Source organism: Flavobacterium sp. FG68 (assembly GCF_057808895.1).
The window spans coordinates 171962-192824 of sequence record NZ_JBMDIY010000005.1 but is presented as its reverse complement, the minus strand read 5'-3'; the positions used below and the strand labels follow the sequence as shown (position 1 = coordinate 192824).

Annotated in this window: 22 protein-coding genes and 1 tRNA gene; 13 read left to right on the top strand and 10 right to left on the bottom strand. The window is 33.4% G+C overall.

Annotated elements, in window-relative coordinates; all coding sequences use genetic code 11:
- Positions 1-74: 74 nt before the first annotated feature.
- Both ACODSB_RS05420 and ACODSB_RS05415 read left to right on the top strand, forming a co-directional pair.
- Positions 75-830, top strand: coding sequence for an SDR family NAD(P)-dependent oxidoreductase (locus ACODSB_RS05420; RefSeq protein WP_488936271.1), 756 nt, complete (start codon positions 75-77; stop codon positions 828-830).
- Positions 831-858: 28 nt separating this feature from the next.
- On the top strand, positions 859-1629 hold the full coding sequence (locus ACODSB_RS05415; protein WP_488936270.1) for an SDR family NAD(P)-dependent oxidoreductase: 771 nt from the start codon (positions 859-861) through the stop codon (positions 1627-1629).
- 60 nt (positions 1630-1689) lie between these two features.
- On the opposite strand, the gene ACODSB_RS05410 is transcribed toward ACODSB_RS05415, so the two are convergent.
- Entirely contained in the window at positions 1690-2892 is a 1203-nt protein-coding gene (locus ACODSB_RS05410; protein ID WP_488936269.1) for a PQQ-binding-like beta-propeller repeat protein, read from the bottom strand.
- A gap of 280 nt (positions 2893-3172) precedes the next feature.
- On the opposite strand from ACODSB_RS05410, the gene ACODSB_RS05405 reads away from it, so the two are divergent.
- Both ACODSB_RS05405 and ACODSB_RS05400 read left to right on the top strand, forming a co-directional pair.
- Positions 3173-3574 (top strand): hypothetical protein, encoded by a 402-nt coding sequence (locus ACODSB_RS05405; RefSeq protein ID WP_488936268.1) that lies wholly within the window; start codon positions 3173-3175, stop codon positions 3572-3574.
- Positions 3546-4157, top strand: coding sequence for a DUF6438 domain-containing protein (locus ACODSB_RS05400; RefSeq protein ID WP_488936267.1), 612 nt, complete (start codon positions 3546-3548; stop codon positions 4155-4157). Before ACODSB_RS05405 ends, ACODSB_RS05400 begins: the two co-directional genes overlap by 29 nt.
- A gap of 90 nt (positions 4158-4247) precedes the next feature.
- On the opposite strand, the gene ACODSB_RS05395 is transcribed toward ACODSB_RS05400, so the two are convergent.
- Entirely contained in the window at positions 4248-4775 is a 528-nt protein-coding gene (locus ACODSB_RS05395; protein ID WP_488936266.1) for a hypothetical protein, read from the bottom strand.
- A gap of 180 nt (positions 4776-4955) precedes the next feature.
- Here ACODSB_RS05395 and ACODSB_RS05390 point away from each other — a divergent pair, with 180 nt between their 5' ends.
- Positions 4956-5846: a winged helix-turn-helix domain-containing protein gene (locus ACODSB_RS05390; protein ID WP_488936265.1), complete on the top strand. Its 891-nt coding sequence runs from the start codon at positions 4956-4958 to the stop codon at positions 5844-5846.
- Between the two features lie 214 nt (positions 5847-6060).
- Entirely contained in the window at positions 6061-6768 is a 708-nt protein-coding gene (locus ACODSB_RS05385; protein WP_488936264.1) for a DUF6090 family protein, read from the top strand.
- Between the two features lie 61 nt (positions 6769-6829).
- On the opposite strand, the gene ACODSB_RS05380 is transcribed toward ACODSB_RS05385, so the two are convergent.
- From ACODSB_RS05380 to ACODSB_RS05370, 3 genes are all read right to left on the bottom strand, one after another.
- Entirely contained in the window at positions 6830-7246 is a 417-nt protein-coding gene (locus tag ACODSB_RS05380) for a helix-turn-helix domain-containing protein (RefSeq protein WP_488936263.1), read from the bottom strand.
- A gap of 135 nt (positions 7247-7381) precedes the next feature.
- Positions 7382-7843, bottom strand: a complete 462-nt coding sequence (locus tag ACODSB_RS05375; protein ID WP_488936262.1) for a MarR family winged helix-turn-helix transcriptional regulator — start codon at positions 7841-7843, stop codon at positions 7382-7384.
- A gap of 136 nt (positions 7844-7979) precedes the next feature.
- Positions 7980-8339 carry a VOC family protein gene (locus ACODSB_RS05370; protein ID WP_180861148.1) on the bottom strand — a complete coding sequence of 120 codons (360 nt, stop codon included), beginning with the start codon at positions 8337-8339 and terminating at the stop codon, positions 7980-7982.
- A 536-nt stretch (positions 8340-8875) separates the two neighbouring features.
- Here ACODSB_RS05370 and ACODSB_RS05365 point away from each other — a divergent pair.
- The 3 genes from ACODSB_RS05365 to ACODSB_RS05355 all read left to right on the top strand — a co-directional run bounded on the left by ACODSB_RS05365 (position 8876) and on the right by ACODSB_RS05355 (position 11612).
- On the top strand, positions 8876-9757 hold the full coding sequence (locus tag ACODSB_RS05365) for a helix-turn-helix domain-containing protein (RefSeq protein WP_488936261.1): 882 nt from the start codon (positions 8876-8878) through the stop codon (positions 9755-9757).
- Positions 9758-9860: 103 nt separating this feature from the next.
- Positions 9861-10991 carry an aldo/keto reductase gene (locus tag ACODSB_RS05360; RefSeq protein WP_488936260.1) on the top strand — a complete coding sequence of 377 codons (1131 nt, stop codon included), beginning with the start codon at positions 9861-9863 and terminating at the stop codon, positions 10989-10991.
- A 27-nt stretch (positions 10992-11018) separates the two neighbouring features.
- Complete coding sequence (locus ACODSB_RS05355; RefSeq protein WP_488936259.1) at positions 11019-11612, top strand: NAD(P)H-dependent oxidoreductase; 594 nt, start codon at positions 11019-11021, stop codon at positions 11610-11612.
- Between the two features lie 142 nt (positions 11613-11754).
- Here ACODSB_RS05355 and ACODSB_RS05350 read toward each other — a convergent pair.
- Positions 11755-11829: transfer RNA gene (locus ACODSB_RS05350), tRNA-Val, on the bottom strand.
- A gap of 181 nt (positions 11830-12010) precedes the next feature.
- The gene (locus tag ACODSB_RS05345; RefSeq protein WP_488936258.1) at positions 12011-13234 is read right to left on the bottom strand and encodes a bifunctional folylpolyglutamate synthase/dihydrofolate synthase; all 1224 of its coding nucleotides are present in this window, start codon (positions 13232-13234) and stop codon (positions 12011-12013) included.
- A 131-nt stretch (positions 13235-13365) separates the two neighbouring features.
- Between ACODSB_RS05345 and ACODSB_RS05340 the strand changes: the two genes are divergently transcribed.
- Positions 13366-14061, top strand: coding sequence for a MotA/TolQ/ExbB proton channel family protein (locus tag ACODSB_RS05340; RefSeq protein ID WP_057124348.1), 696 nt, complete (start codon positions 13366-13368; stop codon positions 14059-14061).
- 3 nt (positions 14062-14064) lie between these two features.
- On the top strand, positions 14065-14460 hold the full coding sequence (locus ACODSB_RS05335) for an ExbD/TolR family protein (protein ID WP_056200382.1): 396 nt from the start codon (positions 14065-14067) through the stop codon (positions 14458-14460).
- Positions 14461-14847: 387 nt separating this feature from the next.
- Here the strand turns inward: ACODSB_RS05335 and ACODSB_RS05330 are convergent, their stop codons facing one another.
- The 3 genes from ACODSB_RS05330 to ACODSB_RS05320 form a co-directional block, all read right to left on the bottom strand.
- Positions 14848-15753 (bottom strand): energy transducer TonB, encoded by a 906-nt coding sequence (locus ACODSB_RS05330; protein ID WP_488936257.1) that lies wholly within the window; start codon positions 15751-15753, stop codon positions 14848-14850.
- A 461-nt stretch (positions 15754-16214) separates the two neighbouring features.
- Positions 16215-17441: a Glu/Leu/Phe/Val dehydrogenase dimerization domain-containing protein gene (locus ACODSB_RS05325; protein ID WP_488936256.1), complete on the bottom strand. Its 1227-nt coding sequence runs from the start codon at positions 17439-17441 to the stop codon at positions 16215-16217.
- 142 nt (positions 17442-17583) lie between these two features.
- Positions 17584-18159, bottom strand: a complete 576-nt coding sequence (locus ACODSB_RS05320; protein ID WP_053470767.1) for a chalcone isomerase family protein — start codon at positions 18157-18159, stop codon at positions 17584-17586.
- A 480-nt stretch (positions 18160-18639) separates the two neighbouring features.
- Here ACODSB_RS05320 and ACODSB_RS05315 point away from each other — a divergent pair, with 480 nt between their 5' ends.
- Entirely contained in the window at positions 18640-19782 is a 1143-nt protein-coding gene (locus ACODSB_RS05315; RefSeq protein ID WP_053470769.1) for an acyl-CoA dehydrogenase, read from the top strand.
- A 277-nt stretch (positions 19783-20059) separates the two neighbouring features.
- A complete protein-coding gene (locus tag ACODSB_RS05310) occupies positions 20060-20737 on the top strand; it encodes a Crp/Fnr family transcriptional regulator (RefSeq protein ID WP_488936255.1) in 678 nt (225 codons plus the stop codon).
- The last annotated feature ends 126 nt before the right edge of the window (positions 20738-20863 follow it).

The window sequence follows — 20863 nt, the reverse complement described above, 5'->3', positions numbered from 1 at the left end:
TTAGTTACAAAGTTACTAAAATAAATTAAACTGACATAAATTTGCATCAGTAAACATAATTTAAAATTATAAAAATGAGCAAATTAAAAAATAAAGTAGCAATTATTACAGGCGCTTCAAAAGGAATTGGGGCCTCTATTGCTAAATATTTTGCAGCAGAAGGTGCAAAAGTTGTAGTGAATTACGCATCAAGTAAAGACGATGCAGACAAAGTAGTAAAAGCAATAAAAGATAACGGAGGAACAGCAATTGCAGTTCAGGGCGATGTTTCAAATGAATCTGATGTAAACAGACTTTTTGAGGAAACCAAAAATGCTTTTGGGACATTAGATATTTTGGTAAACAATGCAGGAATTTACCAATATGCACCAATTGAACAATTGTCTGCGCAATCTTTCCATTCGCAATTTAATATTAATGTTTTAGGATCATTACTTTCAATTCAGGCGGCTTTAAAATTGTTTGGAGAAAAAGGCGGAAACATAATTAACATCAGTTCAGAAGCTGGTAAATCGCCACTACCAACAGGCTCTGTATATTCTGCAACCAAAGCAGCTTTAGACGCTATTACAATTTCTTTATCCAAAGAATTTATCGGAAGAAATATCAGAATCAATTCTATTTTGCCAGGAATAGTAGAAACAGAAGGTTCACATTCTGCAGGTTTTATTGGCAGTGAAGCCGAAACAAAATTTGTTGCCAGCACACCTCTTGGACGTACCGGACAGCCGGAAGATATTGCAAAAGTAGCTGTATTTCTAGCCTCTGATGATTCAGGGTGGATTACCGGAGAGAAAATTTCTGTTTCGGGAGGGATTTTCGGATTATAATTTATTTCCAATTTTTAAAAAGAACAAAATGAGCAAATTAAAAAATAAAGTAGCCGTAATTACTGGAGGTAATAGCGGAATAGGTTTTGGTATTGCAGAAGCATTCAAAAACGAAGGAGCTTCCGGAGCTATAACCGGAAGAAATGAAATAACATTAAATGATGCAGTTGCAGCTTTAAAATCAGATTTTATAGGTATTGCGGGTGATGTAACCAAAAGTGAAGACTTAGAAAATGTATTTAAAAAGACTTTTGATAAATTCGGAAAAATAGATGTATTGGTAGTAAATGCGGGCGGTGTAGTCGACGGCGTTCCTATGGCTGATATCGAAAATATTACCGAAGAAGGTTATGACCGATATATGGATTTGAATTTGAAAAGTTCTTATTTTACCGTAAAAAAAGCACTTCCCTATTTAAATGATGGTGCATCAATTATACTTATCGGATCGAGTGCGGCACATCGGGCAGCGCCGGGAATGGCAATTTATTCGGCAGCAAAAGCAGCAATTATATCATTGGCAAAAGGTTTATCATTAGATTTATTACCAAGAAAAATACGTGTGAATACACTTTCACCCGGATCTATCGACACGCCTGTATTTGGAAAATTAGTACCGGAAGAACACTTAGATGCTGTAAAACAAATGTGGATAGACATTACTCCTGTAGGCAGACAAGGTCTTCCATCAGACATTGGAAACGCTGCTGTATTTCTGGCGTCAGATGATTCTGCTTTTATTGTTGGAACAGAAATCTTATCAGATGGAGGTTTAACCAATATCAGTTTAATGAAATAAAATAGTAACATCTTTTAAAATGAAAAACTCCAAAATCAAATGACTTTGGAGTTTTCTATTTTATCTAATTATTTTTAAATATGCGGTATAAACATCATCTTTAATAGAAGTTCGCATATAATATAAATCTTCATCTTTGGTGCTTAAATCAAATTTAATTAAACCGGCATCACAATAATAAAATATAGTATCATCAACCGGAAATTCAATATTTGAAATAGGCTGCGTTGTTAATTTTAATTCAAATGCAATTTCACCATTGTTTATGTCCAGCTGAAAAAGTCTTCCTTTTTTAGTATATCCCCAAATATTATCACTGTCTTCGGTTATGTATTCTACATTATCATTTTGAAAATCTCTTTTCCAAATTTCAGTTCCCGTTTTAGAATCTACAGCATATACCGAAGAAACTGTTGTGCCTTGCGCTGCAAAATATAATTTTTTGTCTTTAGTGAAGATGCGTTCCTTAATGTTATACTGATCCTCAGGTAATTTAAATTGCCATAAAACATCTAGTTTATCTGGAGTTAAGGCGAAAAGTACATCTTTTTCATTTGCGATAAAAACATTTTCGCCATCGGTTACAGGTTTGCTGTGCATACTTTGGTCAAAGCTTTTTTGAGTAAGGACTTTTCCTGTATTGGCATCAAAAACATATAAATTAGTCGCACTCGGAACAAAAACTTTGTTGTTAAAAAATAATACCGGAATATCGTTAGTTGGAGTATCCAGCTTGTAAGTCCATGCTAAACTTCCATCTTTTGTATCAAGTGCATAAATATTACTGCTTCCGTTTTGGTTTTGAGCAGTTAGATATAGCTTTCCATTATTTACAACCGGAACCTGATCTTTAAGAACAATTTGATCTGTGATATTTCCTAATCTTGATTTCCAAAATACATCACCACTTTGATTATCTACGGCAACAATTTCACCATTTATAAATGGAATGTACACAACGCCATTAGCGATAGTTACTTTATTGGCGCACATTTCGGTAAAAGGACTTGTCGCTTTTACAGTCCAGCCAATTTGTTCAGATTCTAAATCGTATGAAAAAAGAGCACCGTCGTAGTCATAAATTAGAATCGACGCTTCGTCTAAAGGAACTTTTTTAAGTGCGCTTACAACTTTATTCGTGACCTGTTCAGTAGGCGGTAAAGTTTTATTATTAGTATTGGTAGTTTTTGATGCGGCTGGCGTTTGCCCAAACGTATTTATAACAGCAAATACAAATAAAAGAGTTATTAGGTTTGTTTTCATTTTTAAGATTTGGGTTTGATGATTTGATTTTCTTTTCAGCAAAAAAGCTGCCAAACAAAATAATATCCAGATCAAATATAGTTAAAAATTGTTATTGGGTTTTAGAAGTTATTAAAGATGAAACGGCTAACAATCCTTGTTGAAAATCTCCAAAAAATATTACAAAAGAATCTCCAATGAATGACGAAGTTTGTTTAGTTTTATCGGATGAACAAAAAAACATTGGAATTGCTCTCCTGTTTTTTGGGAATATTATATAAAAGCCATTAAAAAACTTAAAATGAAAATCGTAAAATTATTTTTAATTGTACTTGTTTTTGCATCATGTAAAAAACAAACTGAATTTATCAAAACACAAACAATTCAATCAGAAATAGACAATTTAAAAACTAAATTAGAAATAGACAAATTCATTCAAAAAAGTGATACGAATTATAAAAAATACAAATTAAAAATTCTTCAGGATTTTAATAGACATTATGAGAATGATAGTGCCAATAAAATTTTAGCAAATAAGCTTAATGTCAAAACATTTTATACAAAAGCTGATTTTGACAATAACGGTTATACTGATTTGCTTGCTATTGGGGATAATCATACTTGTTTTTCTGATGAAGAATCATGTAGTTTTTCGCCAATTGTAGTAATGAATTATGGGAAAGATAAAACCAAAATATATTGATTTAGAGTGGGGGAAATCAATTGTGCCAAAAGTTGAATATATAAATTCTCAGCCTTTTTTAGCTATCTACAAGAAAAAATTTGATTTGAAAAAAGAATCTTATTTTGATTCAAAAACTGTTTTAACTTTTAAATTTGGCAATTTCTTAGAATACAATGAAAACCCGAAGAAGAATAAAATTACCAAAATTGAATTTAGTACTTCGGGTTGTTTTGGAACCTGTCCGGTTTATAAATTAACATTAAATAGAGATTCCTTATCAGTATTTAATGCTCGATACTATAACTTCAATGGAAATGAAAAAATTACTTATGGTGAAGAAGAAGGAACGTTTTTGACAAAGATTAGTAAAACTGAATTTGACAAATTAGAAGAATATTTAAATTACTGTGATTTTGAAAATTTAAATAAGGAATATTTCGTAATGCATACTGATGATCAAACTGGAGATTTAAAAATAACTTTTAATAATGGTAAAGTAAAAACTATAAGTGATTATGGAATGGTTGGGACTTACAGTTTAAAAAACCTTTATGAAAAGCTGGCGAAATTAAGATTTAGCGAAAAATGGAAGAAAAATTAATTAACCGAGCTGAGGCGAGTGTTTCACTTATTTATAAACTGTATTCACGAATGAGGCATTTGCGTCAGCAGGGTTAATTAATTTTATTACTTAACAGCCGCCCTTGCGAGGAATACGTTTAAAAATTACTTTATTATCTCGTTCTACATAGCTGCCCGATATTATTGGATACGAATACTTGGGCGCATATGATACACCATGGCTTTTTAAAATTATTGTGTCGTTAACTTTCAGACTGTACAATTGCTGAAGTTGGGACTTTTCTGGCTCAAATCTCAGAATATAATCTTCGCCATCAATCCTGGCCATCACTCCGAAACCTAATAATGATCCGGGCGGAAGAGAAAGAGACGTTATAACAGCCTCCATATTGGTATTCTTGCTTATTTTAGCAGCTCCGGCAAGCACTTTTTTCCCTCGGGGAGACATTTCCCAGTTTTTGAACTTTACACCATCAGGGGTTGCTTCCCATTTTTTCAATTTGGTTTTCCTTTCAGCAATAGAGAGCGTCTTTGAAATTGGTTTTTTAGGAGTTTCATTTTTAGTTTCACAATTTGTAAAAACTAGTCCACTTACCACAACTAGCGGTAAGATCAGTGCATAAATGATTTTTTTCATATTTTTTTTAGGTTTAATTAAAATAGATCTATCTCCTGATAAATCTTGTTCATGTAAGGCATTCTTTTTATTTTTTACAATCTTTAAACTTGTTTTAACAAAATTACTTTGATATATTTCAGCCTGAGGAGTTTAGATTGTAAATAAAAATGTAAACTTTGTAAATAAAAACTTGACACTATGTATCATAGTCGAAATCTCCTTTACGGAAAAGGCAAGTACATCTTTGGATTGATACTGCTTTTGTTTATATCTGCAATCTGCACAGTTTTCAGTATGTCTGATAATGACGACTTTGCTATTGCAAGAAGGGAAATTTTGCTTCGCAGAATTGGTCATGAACTACTTTTACAATCGGGAGATAAAACATCAAGAGTTCTTCCTGTAAAAAAGATTGCTGAAAATGAGTATCAAATCAGGTTTGAGAATGATTTTACTTTTCAAACAGATTCTTTGGTGAATATTACGCAGCGTTTGTTAGCCCAAGATCCACTCGCACGTGATTATGTTGTTAATGTAGTGAACTGTGAAAATACCAGTGTAGCTTATGGATATGCTATATCAAAAAATAAGAAAGATGATATTGTACCATGTAAAGGAAGAAAACAGCCCAAAGCATGTTACATGATTAACATCAAATTTAAACCACTTGGTATATATACAGCAAAGAATAAATATTTTTTGGTAGGCGGTTTGTCATTTTTAGCATTTGTCGGATTTGTTTTTTTTAGATCTGCAAAGCCAAAAGCAACTTTACCTAATGATTCTGCTAATTTGTTCACTTTAGGTTCGGTATTATTTGATGCGAAAAACCGTAAGCTGATCATAAATGAAAATACATTAGACCTCACCGGAACAGAAACCCGTTTATTGCTCATTTTTGCATCATCTCCTAACGAAACCATAGCAAGAAGCCGACTGCAAAAAGAGATATGGGAAGATGAAGGTGTTATTGTGGGCCGTAGTCTGGATATGTTCATATCAAAACTTAGAAAAAAACTGGAACATGATCCAAATGTCCAAATTATTGTTATACGCGGAAAAGGGTATAAGCTTAATATTACTTCTTAAGTTCATGCACAAGCGAGATAAGTTAGTTAAGATATTCTAAGCTAGATTTGAAGAAGCTTTCAAGTAAAAAAGCTTAATTTTTTTTATAGAGTATTAAGAAATGAATAAGAGGTTTTGCAAATAATCTTATATTCGCTTTTAAATAAAATTGGTTAATAAAGAGAAAAACTATTATAAACTACAAAACAACCAGAGTTAAATTACAACACTAATTATGCAAGAAGAAATAACGAAACATTCAAACAAAATTTATAAAACTGTGAAAAATTCAGAACATACATTGGGAGAGAAAGTAAAAGAAATTATTATAGAAATATTCATAATCGTTTTTGCCGTGACGCTTTCAATATGGTTGCACAGTTGGAGTGAGCACAGACACCAACAAGAAGAAGTATCTGTGTTTCTTACTAATTTAAAGAATGATTTACAGAATGACGTAAAAAGTATCGACAATGAAATGGAAGCATACCAAATGACAAACCAAAGCTATGAGAAGATTTTGGCATTAACGACTTCCCAACTGGATAGTATTTATAAGTCGAAAGGCAAAGTTAATTTTCCAATTCATTCACATGGACAAACACTGAGTATTGGTAATTATGAAGGTTTTAAGTCAAGTGGCAAAATTGGCTACATTGAAGACGAAAAATTAAAACAGAAAATTTTAAATTATTACCAAATATTTGTGCCGGCTGTTAACGAAGTTGATAAAATATACAATGATTTTTTGATTAAGTGTTTTGATAAAACGATAGAAAATGCAGATAAATCTGAAAAAGAATTATATTCAGACCCGAAATATAAAAAAACGCTTGAGTATCTTGTTAAACTAGGAAACAATAATCTTAGGGTTTATAACGAAAATACAAAACCACTTGCAGTTGAACTTATTAAAGAAATTGACAAAGAGTTAAATAAATAAAAAAGTTGAAGCATAAAAAAACTCCATTATTTCTAATGGAGTTTTTTTATGCTTTAAAAGGTTATTTTCCTTTTACTATTTTTTCAAGATATTCAACTTTATCTTTTTCTGCCTGGATCAAACGTTCATAAAGTTTTTCTTTTTCTTGATAAAGTTCTACAACTTTATCAAGCGGATTAAAAGTAGGTTGAAAATTGACTGCATTTAATGTTGAACTGTCGTGACTATTAAATGTATTATTAATGATGCTTAGTATGTTTTCGTCGCTGTAATTTTTAATACCTTCAGCTGTAACGCCAAGTGCTTTTGCAACTGCCGTAAGCTTTTCTTCATCAATAGTTTCGCTATTTTCCATAGCAGAAATAGCTTGTTGATTTGTTCCTAAAGCTTGTGCCAAAGCTTCCTGTTTCATATCACGAAGTTCGCGTATACGACTGATGTTTCTTCCAATGTGTTTTGGTCTTGATAGTGTGCTCATAATTCAAAGATAATAATTAAGTATAATAAACAGGAACTGTAAAAAACAGGTTTTAAATGTATGTTACAGTTGTTCTTTGGGAGCGGTAAACAAAAATACAATTTTTCTGATAAGTATTTTTAAACCGAAACACTTTTACTCTGTCTTATTTCTTTCAATAAGATTTGCCATATTAGAATTAAACAACGGAAGATTTTCATCTAAAGAAGAAAAGAAATCAAGATCGGCATTTTCTACTTCAATAAGAGCTTTTTGCAAAATTGTTTCGCCTGTATTTGTTAATCGAATGGTTTTTGCCCTTGTATCAGTTTCATGTTCATGTCTGGTAATAAAACCTTTTTCTTCTAGCGTTCGCAATACTTTTGAAACCATCATTCTGTCGGCATTACTCTGATTCGCAATATCAATTTGTGTTACAGAATCACTTTTTTTTGAAAGCCAGCCCAAAGCAGCCAGCAGCACAAATTGAGTCTGTGTTAAATCTAACGGATCTAAAACTTTTTTTAGTTTGCGCTGCCAAAGCATTGTTAGCTGCCCAAGTAAATACCCGGGGCTGTCTTTTGGACTTTTAAAATGAAAATTAATTTCCTTAGCCATAATAATGTTGAAGCATTTGTGTCAATATTAAAATCAAGTTCATTGATTTCAAAGATAGCCATCAGAACTTTTAATAGATTAGATAACAGAAATTTTTTCTTTCTTAATCTGTTTCTAAAATTACTGATATTTACTTTTATTTTGTCTCCAAAAAAGTAAGTTTATAGCCGTCAAGATCTTTTACGTGAAAAGCTCTTCCAAACGGAGTTTCTATAATTGGTCCCGCTGTTGTTATTCCGTTTTCGATAAATTTCTCTTTTAATTCGTCTACATTTTCGGTAACAGCAAACCAAAGCGCTACGCCAACTCCTAATTCTCGATCTTCTAAAGGTTCAAGCGGAGTACGAATAGCAAAACTTGCTTTTCCTTCGTCGTACTTAAAAATACAAGCCTGCGGATTAGTATTTCCAACTTCAAACCCTAATTTCTTTTCGTAGAAGTCTTTTGATGCTTCTAAATTTTTTACCTGTAGTGATGCAAATGTAAGTTCTCTCATTTTTTTTAAAATTAAATTGTTGTCGCAAATATAATATACACGACAACAATATGCAAATGAATTTGCTTTTTTGTTTTTAATTTTTAGAAGTTACACAATCTTGTCATTTCGACTGAAAGGAGAAATCGCACTAGAAATTCTACAAAGTATGTCGCCAATCTTTGTCGATTCCCGAGTGCTATTTCTCCTTTCAGTCGAAATGACAATGCTTTGTGTTTATTTGAATTAATACAAAAGTTGTCGAAAAATAAGCATAAAAAAACTCCTTAATTTCTTAAGGAGTTTCTTGGTGGTCCTTACGAACCTGTTTACGAACCATTTTTTGCATGATTTGAAAAAAATTTCGATGAAATAATTTATTTAAACATGTACATACCTTGAAACCATAAGCTAGTTATCGCACAGATATTTCTTATATTAGCAAATCAGAATCTTATTCTGGTACAAAGACATAATATTTGTTTTCATTAATGCAATTTTAATGTCTACAAACAATTGATCTGAAGTTTTGCTCAGAATCAAAAAACAAACTACTAATGAAACTTTTTAAAGACTTCAAATCTTACAATGATTACATTGGTTTAGACAAACCATTGGACAACGACATTGATGTTGGTTATTACTACCCTCCAAAGATGCTTTTGAAATCAGAAGCTGTAATGGTTGATTTTTACAGAATTTCGATCAAAATAAATTTTCAGAGTAAAATCACGCCCACAGAGAAACCAATTAATGCTGTATTTTTCAATAGTCCCGAGTTGGTTTTGACTGCAGGCTGGGATGTTGAACCAACTTATACCGGAATGTATTTACAGCTTTCTAAAAAAATAATTGAGGAAAACCGTTTTTTATTTAAGACCTATTTAGACTATGGACAACACGAGGCATTATATTTAACAGAAGAAGAAATAGAAGAGATTAGTCTGGTTTTTAAATTAATGATAAAATATTACGAAAGCGATAAAAAACATTTTGCCGTTTTACTTTCTTATGTAAATGTTTTGGTTTCGTTAGTTGAAGCATTTTACAAAAGACAGTTTTCAACCGATCCAAAACAATATAATCACATCATATCCGATTTCCAGCAAAGTTTAATTGATTATTACAATCAACCTGTTTCTCAAATTCCCAATGTTCAATATTTTGCCGACAAATTAGGATTAACCGCTAACTATTTGGGCGATATTGTAAAACATTTTACTCAAAAATCAACACTTGAAACTATTCATGAATTTGTTATCAGGAAAGCTAAAGAGCTTTTAGAACAAAATCCTCAAATGAAAACTTCAGAAGTAGCTTATGAACTAGGTTTCGAATATCCCAATTATTTTTCAAAATTCTTCAAAAAGCAAGTCAATCTCACACCAAAAGAATATCGATTGCAACTTGTCCAAATCAATAAAAAAACGCCTTCGTAAGAAGGCGTTTTTTGTTATCCGTAATTTGTATCCTTTTTATTAGTGATCCGTTTCCTTTGCTTCCCTAAGCTAAAACTAAATTTGTATCATAAAAATTTAGAATATGAAAGACGAAGAAAATTCAAGAAGAAAATTTATTCAGCAAGCGGCACTTGCTGGTGCAGGTTTGCTATTTGCCCCAAATTTATTGTCAGCAACGAATACTTCATCATATCCAAAACAAATTAATGATAATAAAAACAACAATATGAAAACAAGAAAACTAGGAACTCTGGAAGTTTCTGAAATCGGTCTTGGATGCATGAATATGGTAGGAAACTACAACCCGCCTGCAAATCATCAACAATCTATTAAAACAATACGCACCGCATTTGAAAATGGAGTAAGATTCTTTGACACAGCAGAAGTATATGGTCCTTATACAGATGAAAAGCTTGTTGGCGAGGCGCTGGAGCCATTTCGTAATGAAGTCAAAATTGCCACAAAATTTGGGTTTGCAATCGATGGTACTGTTGGATTAGACAGCAGACCAGAGCGAATCAAGAAAGTTGTTGAAGAATCGCTTACGCGTCTAAGAACCGATCATATTGATCTATATTATCAACACCGCGTTGATCCGAACGTGCCAATCGAAGAAGTTGCGGGAACTATTAAAGAGCTTATTCAACAAGGCAAAGTTTTGCATTTTGGACTTTCCGAAGCTAGTGCTAAAACAATTCAGCGTGCCCATGCCGTTCAAAAAGTATCCGCTGTTCAGTCGGAATATTCATTGTGGACACGTAATGTCGAATTAAATGGAGTACTTAAAACCTGTGAAAATTTAGGCATCGGATTTGTTCCATGGGCTCCTGTTGGTGCGGGCTTTTTAACTGGTAAATACAATACAACTACTAAATTCGATAAAGAATCAGATTTTCGTTCGGGTTTTCCTCGTTTTTCAAAAGAATTTTTACCACTGAACATGCCAATGATAGAGTGGCTAATAGAGTATGCTAGAAAAAAGAATGCAACTCCAGCTCAAATTGCTCTAGCTTGGTTACTTGCTAAAAGTCCGAATATAGTTCCAATTCCGGGTACCCGTACTGAGGAACATTTATTGGAAAATCTTGGCGCGTCAAAAATTCATTTAACAAAAGAAGATATTCAAAGTATAGAAATCTGTTTTACAAAATTCCCAATATATGGTGATCGTATGGGCGAAGCACATATGAGTTCAATAGACTATACTATTTAATTACAAAATCTAGAAATTAGAATTAAGATGAAAAAGGTATTATTAATCAATACACATTTAACGTATCTCAATTGGTCAGAAGGATTATTAAACGATGCTTTCAACCAAAAAGCTAAAGATTTTTTTGAATCAAAAGATTTTGAAATTTTAGAAACGAAAATAGAAGATGGCTACGACGCAGACGAAGAAGTAGAAAAACATCTTCAAGCTGATATTATCATTCTTCAAACACCAGTCAATTGGTTTGGTGCGCCGTGGATTTATAAAAAATATACAGATGAAGTTTTTAACAGCGGACTACATAGTCAAAAGTTTCTTTCAGGAGATGGTAGAACTAGAGATGATTTAACCAAGCAATACGGGACAGGTGGGAAAATGCAAGGAAAAAAGTTTATGATTTGTGCTACTTTTAATGCACCAGCTGAGAGTTTTGACAATCCTTCACAATCTTTAATGCAAGGAAAAGGAACAGAAGATTTATTTTTAAATATTACAAGCAATTATCGTTTTTGTGGTGTGGAAATTTTAAAAGGTTATAACTGTTTTGATATTTTTAAAGATGGTGATATTGCTAATGATTTAGCGCATTATCCTAAACATTTAGAAAAAAATATAGGTTAACAATTATATAAACAAGCTTAAGGGATTCGAACCAATAATCTATGTAAATTCAGGGTTTGTCAATCTTAGAACAAGATCGAAATAATATTCTAACCAAAAAAACCTCCAAAATCAAATGACTTTGGAGGTTTCTAAATTACGGTGGGCGATGAGGGGTTCGAACCCCCGACCCCCTCGGTGTAAACGAGGTGCTCTGAACCAGCTGAGCTAATCGCCCTATTTTACTAGGTTGCTATCGTTTGTGATTGCGAGTGCAAATATACGCTAGTTTTTGAGTTCTGCAAAGAAAATCGAATAAAAAATAAAACTTTTTTAAAAATAAACTATATCTCGCTGTTTATGAATTTGTTATTAAATCGGTTTTTTTAGAGTTTTTTCTAATATTTAAGTTTTGATTGTTACAAAGGCAATTCGGCAACGACAAAAGTGCTTCCGCCAACATAAATAAAATCATTTTTTGAAGCGTTTTGTTTGGCTTTCGCGAAAGCGCTTTCAACAGAATCGTATTTTTCTCCAATTAAATTAAATTTTTCTGCTGCATCTTGAAGCGTTTCAACTGGTAAACCTCTTGCCGAATTCGGACTGCAGAAATAATATTGCGCCTCTTTTGGGAAAAGCGGTAAAATAGAATCCAAATCTTTATCGTTTACAACACCCAAAACAATATGCAGTTTTTCATATTTCTCATTTTGAAGCTGATTCATCACAACGGCTAATCCGTGTTTGTTGTGAGCTGTGTCGCAGATAATTTTCGGGTTTTCGCCAAGCTGTTGCCATCTTCCTTGTAATCCCGTATTTTTTACAACATTCAATAAACCTTCTTTTAATTGTTCTGTCGAAACTTTAAAATTGGTTTGATTGTTCAGAATTGAAATCGTCTGCTGAACCGTCTTTTTATTATGAAACTGATAATCTCCAATTAAATCAGACAAATAAATTTGATCAATTAAATCTGAAGCGAAAGAAATAGGTGCATTATTTTCTTCGGCTTTAGCCAAAAATACAGGCTGAGTTTCATCTGTATATTCGCCAATAACAACCGGAACATTCGGTTTAATAATTCCGGCTTTTTCACCAGCAATAGCTTCAAGCGTATTTCCTAAAAATTGCGTGTGATCTAAACCAATATTAGTAATAACCGAAACCAAAGGCGTAATAATATTAGTCGCATCCAGTCTTCCGCCCAAACCAACTTCAATAATCGCGATATCTGTTTTTTCTGAAACAAAATAATCGAATGCCAAACCAACCGACATTTCGAAGAAACTCATATCGTTGGCTTCAAAAAAATCTTTGTGTTTGGAGATGAATTCGCAAACAAAATCTTCTGAAATTTCCTGCCCGTTTACTTTAATCCTTTCCCTGAAATCTTTTAAGTGTGGCGACGTATACAAACCCACTTTATAACCCGCTTCCTGCAAAACCGAAGCCAGCATGTGCGAAGTCGATCCTTTTCCGTTTGTTCCCGCAACGTGAATCGTTTGCAATTTCTTTTCGGGATTACCAAGATGTTCTGCCAGTAACTTGATGTTTGTCAGGTCTTCTTTATATGCCGAAGCACCCTGAAGCTGATACATTGGTAATTGATTAAACATCCAGTTTGTTGTTTCCTGATAGTTCATTTTATTTGGATAAAATAGTTGCTGATTGAAATAATTTCCAGTTTTTTTAGTTTAATATAACAATGAAAATTATCTTTATTGCAAAATTGAAATATTTTTTAGAATTAATTATTAAAAACCAGAATTAAAATATGTTTAGCTACATTCAATTACAAGCTGATACTCTCGCAAACGCCTCAAACGTAGTGATCGAAAAAATTGCTCACCCAGAAACCGAAATTTCTGTTTTAGGATTTATCTTAAAAGGAGGTTTCTTCTTAATACCAATCGCACTTTTATTGTTTTACACGATTTACGTAATTTTTGAACGCTACTTATATATCCAAAAAGCGTCAAGAATTGATGCCAGATTAATGCAGGACGTTGGCGATAAATTACATGCCGGAAACATTGAATTAGCCAGAACAATTGTAGAAAGAAACGATACAGCTGTTGGAAATATTTTAAAAGAAGGCGTTTTAGTAATTGGAAGACCAATTGCCGAAATCGAATCAAATATGGATCGTGCTGCCGATATTGAAATTGGTGAAATGGAAAGACGTTTAGGTCATTTAGGACTTATTGCGGGTATTGCGCCAACTCTTGGTTTCATCGGAACTATTTCTGGGGTAATTAAAATTTTCTACAGTATTTCGGTTACAGAAAATATCAGTATCGGAAATATTTCCGGAGGTTTATACGAGAAAATGATCAGTTCTGGTTCTGGGCTTATCGTGGGAATTATTGCCTATAGTGCTTACCACTTACTGAACGGAAAAATTGATGATTTTGCTTTAAAAATTCAGAAACAGATATTAGAATTTGTAAACATAATTCAAAGATCATAAGGTATGTCGATTAAGAGAAAAAGAAGATTTCACGCTGAGGTTGCGACTTCATCTTTAAGTGACATTATGTTTTTCCTGTTGTTGTTTTTTCTAATTATTTCAACACTGGCGAATCCGAATGTTATTAAGATGACGCTTCCAAAAGCGAAATCAAATGAAAAAACGAATAAACAATTAATTAGTTTATCGGTTACAGAAGACAAACAGTTTTATATCGACAAACAGCCCGTTGCTTTTGAAGAACTGGAAACTACTTTAATGAATAAAATAGGCGCCGATAAAAGTCAGACTGTCGTAGTCCGAATTCCGTTTAATTTGCAAGTTCAGGATTTAGTTGATGTATTGCAGATAGGAGTGAAGAATAACTTGAAGTTTGTAATTGCTACAAGTCCGAAGTAAAATAATAATTAGGGCGTGACCACAATAAAAAAATGGGCCAATCAGCATAACGTTGATTCGCCCATTTTTTTATTCCGGTCGTCCCGATAGCTATCGGGAGCGCTACTTCGGTAGCCAGCTTCTATCCCTCACGCGAAACAACACAATCAAAGTCTTGCGAGGAACGAAGCAATCTCACTTTTATAAGTAAGCGCAATTTTGTCATTTCGACCGAAGGGAGAAATCTTCGCAAGGAACTCCGTAACGGGAATCTAATCTTTGTCGAGCTTCTCGCGGAGATTTCTCCCTTCGGTCGAAATGACAAACTGGACGAAAAAAGGCTTTCAGATTTCTGAAAGCCTTTTTGTATAATAATAGATTTGTGAAAATCCGTGAAATTCGTGTTTTTTAATTCAAGTTAAAATTGTAAATAATCTTTCCAACTTGTTTGGCAGCTGCATTTTCATCGGCAGACCATTTTGTGTTTAATGCGGCTATTTTTGCTTGTTCTAATAAACAACTTGCCTTGTTTGTAGTTCCTTTTATTCCGGCAGTTGCACTCACGGTTTTCCCATTTTGATCTACCGTAACTTCGACTACAACTGTTCCTTCTTCGTTGCAAGTATATTTAGGAGCTGGTTTAGATAATGCTTTTCGACCATTTAAAGAATATCCTGATCCGCCGCCAGAACCACCGCCGCTTCCTGGTCCGTAACCGCTTCCTGTACCAATTCCATTTCCGGTTCCGTTACCGCCTCCGGTTCCTCCGCCAGAACCACCAGATCCGTAATAACCGCTGGAACCTAAGCTTCCGTTTACTTTTCCTTTATTTCCAGACGCTTTATCATCGCCGTCGCCGCCTTTTTTCGAACCTTTTAAAATACTTGATAAAGCATCATTTGTAGAATTTGAAACTTTAGGTTTTTCGGGAACAGGTTTTTGTATTGGTTTTTCAACCGGAACAGGTTTTTTAGGTTTTTCTTTTACAGGAATAACAACATCAGTTTCATCAGCTTTTGTATTTTCCTGAGAAATAATAGCTTCTTCTTCAACTGCTTTTGCCGGAGCTTGTTTTACTTCATTTTTCACATCCAGAACTTCGCTTTTATAATTGGCTCCGGAACCTAAATCGCTGTCACCAAAATTTACCGTTACGCCGCCACCGCCACCGCCGCCATCTGCAAGTGCAACGTTATTTTCAGGATTGTATGGAGGCCAAAAACGTATAAAAAACAACAATACAATGATTGCCGCATATATAGCAGTTGTGAGTAGTAATGATTTCTTTTTATCTGAAGAAATAGTGAAACTCATTGTAATTCTGAATTTTGAAATTGTATTAAATAAAAACGTTTAAAAGTACTAAAAATTGTTTAGACTGAAAGAGCTGTGCGTAATTTAACCGCAAAGTTCGCTAAGGTTTTACGCAAAGAACGCAAAGTTTTATCTGTTTAGATATGTGTAAATCTGTGGGCTGAATAGGAGGCAAAGTTCTCAAAGCTGGGATTTTTTAACGCAAAGTTCGCTAAGGTTTTACGCAAAGTTCGCAAAGTTTTTTCTGTTTAGATTGTGTAATTCTTTGTGGTGAATAGAAGGCAAAGTTCTCAAAGCTGGATCTTATTTTTAACCGGAAAATTTTACCTGTTTAAATTTGTGCAAATCTGTGGACTAAAAATTCACAAAGCAGAAATCCAAATAATTCTTTTAATCTGTGGCAAAAAAAAACGAGCCAAATAGAAATCTGGCTCGTTTATATATAAAGTATAAAGATAAAATTATACTAACTGTTTCAATGCAATTTCGAATGCCGTTGCACTAATATTTGTTTTAGATGAATTTAAAGCGTGCGCTTTAATAATCGCATTTTTTATAATTTCAGAAGTATCGTTAAAAATAGCCTCATCTGTCATTTGAACTTTTTTCTCCATGAAATAAGCAAAAACTCTCGCCATTCCGCAGTTTGAAATAAAATCCGGGATTAAACTCACTTTATGATCTACTTCTTCCATAATTGAACCAAAGAAAATTTCTTTATCAGCAAAAGGAACATTAGCTCCGCAAGAAATAACCTCTAATCCGTTTGCAATTAAGCTGTCGATTTGGTTTTGAGTAACCAGTCTTGAAGCTGCACAAGGCGTGAAAATTTCAGCACCAATTGTCCAGATTTTAGAATTGATTTCTTCAAACGGAATCATATTATCAGCAACTAATTTATTTCCGTCTTTATTTAAAAACAACGTTCTGATTTCTTCAAAAGAAAAACCATCTTCTTTAATTAATCCGCCATCGCGATCAATAATTCCGATAACTTTCGCGCCCATTTCAGCTAAATAAAAAGCAGCTGCAGAACCAACGTTTCCAAAACCTTGTACGATTGCTTTTTTACCTTTTATGTCTCCGCCGTAAGTTGCGTAAAAATGACGAACCGCTTCGGCAACGCCATAACCCGTAATCATATCAGCAACAGTATATTTTCTTGTAACGTCTGGTGAGAATTTTGGGTTTTCGATAACCTTAATTACACCCTGACGTAATTGACCAATTCTATTAATTTTATCAGCTTCTGTAGGTTTAAAATGTCCGTTGAAAACACCTTCCTGCGGATGCCAGACACCACATTCCTCTGTCATTGGGATTACTTCGTGAATTTCATCAACATTTAAATCTCCACCGGTTCCGTAGTAACTTTTTAATAATGGAGAAACCGCTTTGTACCAACGCTGTAAAACTCCTTTTTTGCGAGGATCATTCGGGTCAAAATTTATTCCAGATTTAGCACCGCCAATAGCCGGGCCCGAAACAGAAAATTTAACTTCCATTGTTTTGGCAAGCGACAAAACTTCGTTCATGTCTAAGCCTTTTCTCATTCTTGTTCCTCCGCCGGCAGCTCCTCCACGCAGCGAATTAATTACAGTCCATCCTTCAGCTTCTGTTTCAGAATCTTTCCAGTTAAAAACAATTTCAGGTGCTTTATTTTCAAATTGTTGTAATAAATCTTTCATTTTGTTGTGATATGTTTATTTTGTGTAAATGTATAAAATAGAATAATGCGAATAATGTATTTTGTATCAAATTTATTAAACAAAAAAGAAAAGCCGAAAACTATTCGGTTTTCGGCTTTTTGAATATGTAAAATTTTAAGGATTATATTCCTAATAAGTGTTTTTTCAAAGTTTCGTCAACTGGTTTATCAGAAAGCCAGATTCCGAATAATGCTTTTTTGAAATCAAATCCCTGAACTTTTCCTTTTAAAACTTCATTTTTAAAAACATTGATAGTTTGATCAAGTGGATTGTAAGCTAAAACGAATACATCTTTTTCTGTAATTGCGTCGCTTAAGTATGTTTTGAATTGTTCGATTCTTGGTCGTAATTGTTCCAGATTACTTCCTGCAGATTTTTCGAAACCAACATTCATTGCTTTGGTTAATTTATTTGAAGAAACCATAGACGATGTGATTTCAATTCGAATCGCCATTTCGGTATCGCTGTCAATAATAAATTTTGGATCCTGGCTTAATTGAGATAAATACAAAGCCTGCACATAAACTTCTAACCACATTTTAGATCTGCCGCCAGCGCCGTTAAGCTGCAAAGTTTTGTTTTGATAATCTATCTTTCTAGGAACAGTAACGCCATTTACCTCTAAATGAGTCTGGGCAGAAACTGCTGAAAATTGTAAAGTTAAAAGGAGTGTAAGTACTAGTAAAATCTTTTTCATGCTCTGTCAATTATTTAATTTTAAGGCAAAAATAATGTTAATTTATCAATATTATTGCCTTTTTTTGGAAGTTTTTTTTTGGAAGTTTTTTATTTTTTTTACTCTATCGGTTTAGTAATCAAATTAGTAAGACTAACTTTACGTAGATTTACGCGCTTTAGGAATTGTTTAATCTTTTCTGTGGAGAAAATGACTTAAAATTTACTTTTTTGAGGTTTTTAAATCGCATTTTTTAATCTTGTATTTTACAAAAAACGCTGCAAAATTATAGTCTGTTTGGAGCAAATCATAAATTATTACGAAAACGTTATCGTTATTCTTGTTGATCTATTAAATTTATATGCATGCATTGTAAAATCCGCATTTAAAAATTATCTTTGGAAGCCTTTTAACCATAAATTGGCTTTTCAAAAAAAACAAATAAAAAACCACGAAAACTGAATTCCAAATTCGGTTTAGAAAAAACAATAAAATAAAACTATGGATTTTAATCTTACCGAAGAACATTTAATGATTCAGCAAGCTGCAAGAGATTTTGCTCAAAACGAATTATTACCCGGAGTTATTGAACGCGACGAAAAACAAATTTTTCCAACCGAGCAGGTTAAAAAAATGGGTGAACTTGGGTTCATGGGAATGATGGTTGATCCAAAATACGGCGGAAGCGGACTTGATGCAATTTCTTATGTTATTGCAATGGAGGAAATTTCTAAAGTTGATGCTTCGGCTTCTGTGGTAATGTCTGTAAATAATTCTTTGGTTTGCTGGGGATTACAAGAGTTTGGAACGGAAGAACAAAAACAAAAATATTTACCGGGATTAGCTTCAGGTCAAATTCACGGCGCTTTTTGTTTAAGCGAGCCGGAAGCAGGAAGTGATGCAACTTCGCAAAAAACAACTGCGATTGATATGGGCGACCATTATTTGGTAAACGGAACAAAAAACTGGATTACAAACGGAAACACAGCTTCTGTATATTTAGTAATTGCACAAACGCATCCTGAATTAAAACATAAAGGAATCAATGCTTTGATCATGACGAAAGATATGCCAGGTTTTTCTGTTGGTCCAAAAGAACAAAAAATGGGAATTCGCGGTTCTGATACACACTCTTTAATGTTTAGTGATGTAAAAGTTCCGAAAGAAAACAGAATTGGTGAAGACGGTTTCGGATTTAAATTTGCCATGAAAACGCTTGCCGGAGGTAGAATTGGTATTGCGTCTCAGGCATTAGGAATTGCTTCCGGAGCTTATGAACTGGCTTTAAAATATTCTAAAGAGCGTAAAGCTTTTGGAACAGAAATCTGTAATCACCAGGCAATTGCTTTTAAGCTGGCAGATATGGCGGTTAATATCGAAGCGGCTCGTCATTTATGTATGAAAGCAGCTTGGGATAAAGATCAGCATAAAAATTATGACGTGAGTGGTGCCATGGCAAAATTATTTGCTTCGCAAGTTGCAATGGATACTGCGGTTGAAGCAGTACAGATTCACGGAGGAAATGGTTATGTAAAAGAATATCATGTTGAGCGTTTTATGCGCGATGCAAAAATCACTCAGATTTACGAAGGAACTTCAGAGATTCAAAAAATCGTTATTTCAAGATCTGTTATCGCAGGATAATTTTTCTCTTAAATATATTTAAAACCCTTTCAGGCTTTCTGCTTCGAAAGGGTTTTTTGTTGTCCAGCTAAACTATAATTTGAACGCTGATGACGCGGATTCGCTATCGCGAAGACACAGATTGACGCGGATTTTTTATTTTCAAAAATAATAGAAATCCGTTTTATCATCGTTTTCGCGGTAGCGAATCTGTATAATCCGCGTGCTTAAAACTTATCAGAAAGATAATCACGCAATTGTTAAATTAATTACATTTACACCAACAGATTTAATTTTTATGTACGAAGATTTAAAATATTGGTACTTGCGGGATCATAAATTGTTTAGAACGTTGAGCTATTCACAAATCAAGCAATTGTGTATTATTACCGGTTTTAAAAAAGCAGCAAAAGGAGAAATTATTTATTTTTCTTCTTCGGATGTTCCTCGTATCTTTTTACTTAAAAAAGGGAATATAAAAATTGTTGCCATTGATGATGATGGCAATGAAACGATAAAAGACATTATTCAAAAAGGAGATTTATTTGGCGAATTGACTTTAGAAACAGATAATAAAGTCGAAGAATATGCAAAAGTACTTTCTGATGATGTTGTAATCTGCAGTTTTTTAATGTCTGATTTTGAAGATTTATTGCTGCGAAATCCAACATTGGCTATTTCATATACCAAATTTGTTGGTTTAAAAATGAAGCGTGTTAAAAATAGTTATGCCAATTTAATTTCTAAAGATGCCAAAACGAGATTGTACCAATTCCTAAAAGACTGGGCAGAACAAGAAGGCGTTAGAAACGGAAACACGGTAGCTATTGAAAACTATTTAACCCAAAATGATATTGCGCAAATCATCTGTACTTCAAGACAGACGGCTACGCAATTACTAAATGAAATGGAAACGAACCAGCTGTTAAGTTACAACAGAAAAGAAATTATCATTCAGGATATAACCAAATTATAGTGAATCTGTTGTGTGTAATTAATTTTAACACATAGAAACATAGATTTAGCACTATCAAAAAAGGCGTTTCACTTATTTAAAATGCACATAGAGAGTTATGTGTTAGAAACAAGTTTCTTTTAATAT

Excerpts from the sequence above, each read along its gene's own strand:
- ACODSB_RS05400 (WP_488936267.1), top strand. The coding sequence starts at position 3,546 with ATGGGAAAGATAAAACCAAAATATATTGATTTAGAGTGGGGGAAATCA.
- ACODSB_RS05370 (WP_180861148.1), bottom strand. The coding sequence starts at position 8,339 with ATGAGAGAACTTACATTTGCATCACTACAGGTAAAAAATTTAGAAGCA.
- ACODSB_RS05325 (WP_488936256.1), bottom strand. The coding sequence starts at position 17,441 with ATGAAAGATTTATTACAACAATTTGAAAATAAAGCACCTGAAATTGTT.
- ACODSB_RS05365 (WP_488936261.1), top strand. The coding sequence starts at position 8,876 with ATGAAACTTTTTAAAGACTTCAAATCTTACAATGATTACATTGGTTTA.
- ACODSB_RS05415 (WP_488936270.1), top strand. The coding sequence starts at position 859 with ATGAGCAAATTAAAAAATAAAGTAGCCGTAATTACTGGAGGTAATAGC.
- ACODSB_RS05405 (WP_488936268.1), top strand. The coding sequence starts at position 3,173 with ATGAAAATCGTAAAATTATTTTTAATTGTACTTGTTTTTGCATCATGT.
- ACODSB_RS05355 (WP_488936259.1), top strand. The coding sequence starts at position 11,019 with ATGAAAAAGGTATTATTAATCAATACACATTTAACGTATCTCAATTGG.
- ACODSB_RS05375 (WP_488936262.1), bottom strand. The coding sequence starts at position 7,843 with ATGGCTAAGGAAATTAATTTTCATTTTAAAAGTCCAAAAGACAGCCCC.
- ACODSB_RS05310 (WP_488936255.1), top strand. The coding sequence starts at position 20,060 with ATGTACGAAGATTTAAAATATTGGTACTTGCGGGATCATAAATTGTTT.
- ACODSB_RS05320 (WP_053470767.1), bottom strand. The coding sequence starts at position 18,159 with ATGAAAAAGATTTTACTAGTACTTACACTCCTTTTAACTTTACAATTT.
- ACODSB_RS05340 (WP_057124348.1), top strand. The coding sequence starts at position 13,366 with ATGTTTAGCTACATTCAATTACAAGCTGATACTCTCGCAAACGCCTCA.
- ACODSB_RS05385 (WP_488936264.1), top strand. The coding sequence starts at position 6,061 with ATGCAAGAAGAAATAACGAAACATTCAAACAAAATTTATAAAACTGTG.
- ACODSB_RS05315 (WP_053470769.1), top strand. The coding sequence starts at position 18,640 with ATGGATTTTAATCTTACCGAAGAACATTTAATGATTCAGCAAGCTGCA.
- ACODSB_RS05360 (WP_488936260.1), top strand. The coding sequence starts at position 9,861 with ATGAAAGACGAAGAAAATTCAAGAAGAAAATTTATTCAGCAAGCGGCA.
- ACODSB_RS05345 (WP_488936258.1), bottom strand. The coding sequence starts at position 13,234 with ATGAACTATCAGGAAACAACAAACTGGATGTTTAATCAATTACCAATG.
- ACODSB_RS05395 (WP_488936266.1), bottom strand. The coding sequence starts at position 4,775 with ATGAAAAAAATCATTTATGCACTGATCTTACCGCTAGTTGTGGTAAGT.
- ACODSB_RS05390 (WP_488936265.1), top strand. The coding sequence starts at position 4,956 with ATGTATCATAGTCGAAATCTCCTTTACGGAAAAGGCAAGTACATCTTT.
- ACODSB_RS05410 (WP_488936269.1), bottom strand. The coding sequence starts at position 2,892 with ATGAAAACAAACCTAATAACTCTTTTATTTGTATTTGCTGTTATAAAT.
- ACODSB_RS05380 (WP_488936263.1), bottom strand. The coding sequence starts at position 7,246 with ATGAGCACACTATCAAGACCAAAACACATTGGAAGAAACATCAGTCGT.
- ACODSB_RS05420 (WP_488936271.1), top strand. The coding sequence starts at position 75 with ATGAGCAAATTAAAAAATAAAGTAGCAATTATTACAGGCGCTTCAAAA.
- ACODSB_RS05330 (WP_488936257.1), bottom strand. The coding sequence starts at position 15,753 with ATGAGTTTCACTATTTCTTCAGATAAAAAGAAATCATTACTACTCACA.
- ACODSB_RS05335 (WP_056200382.1), top strand. The coding sequence starts at position 14,065 with ATGTCGATTAAGAGAAAAAGAAGATTTCACGCTGAGGTTGCGACTTCA.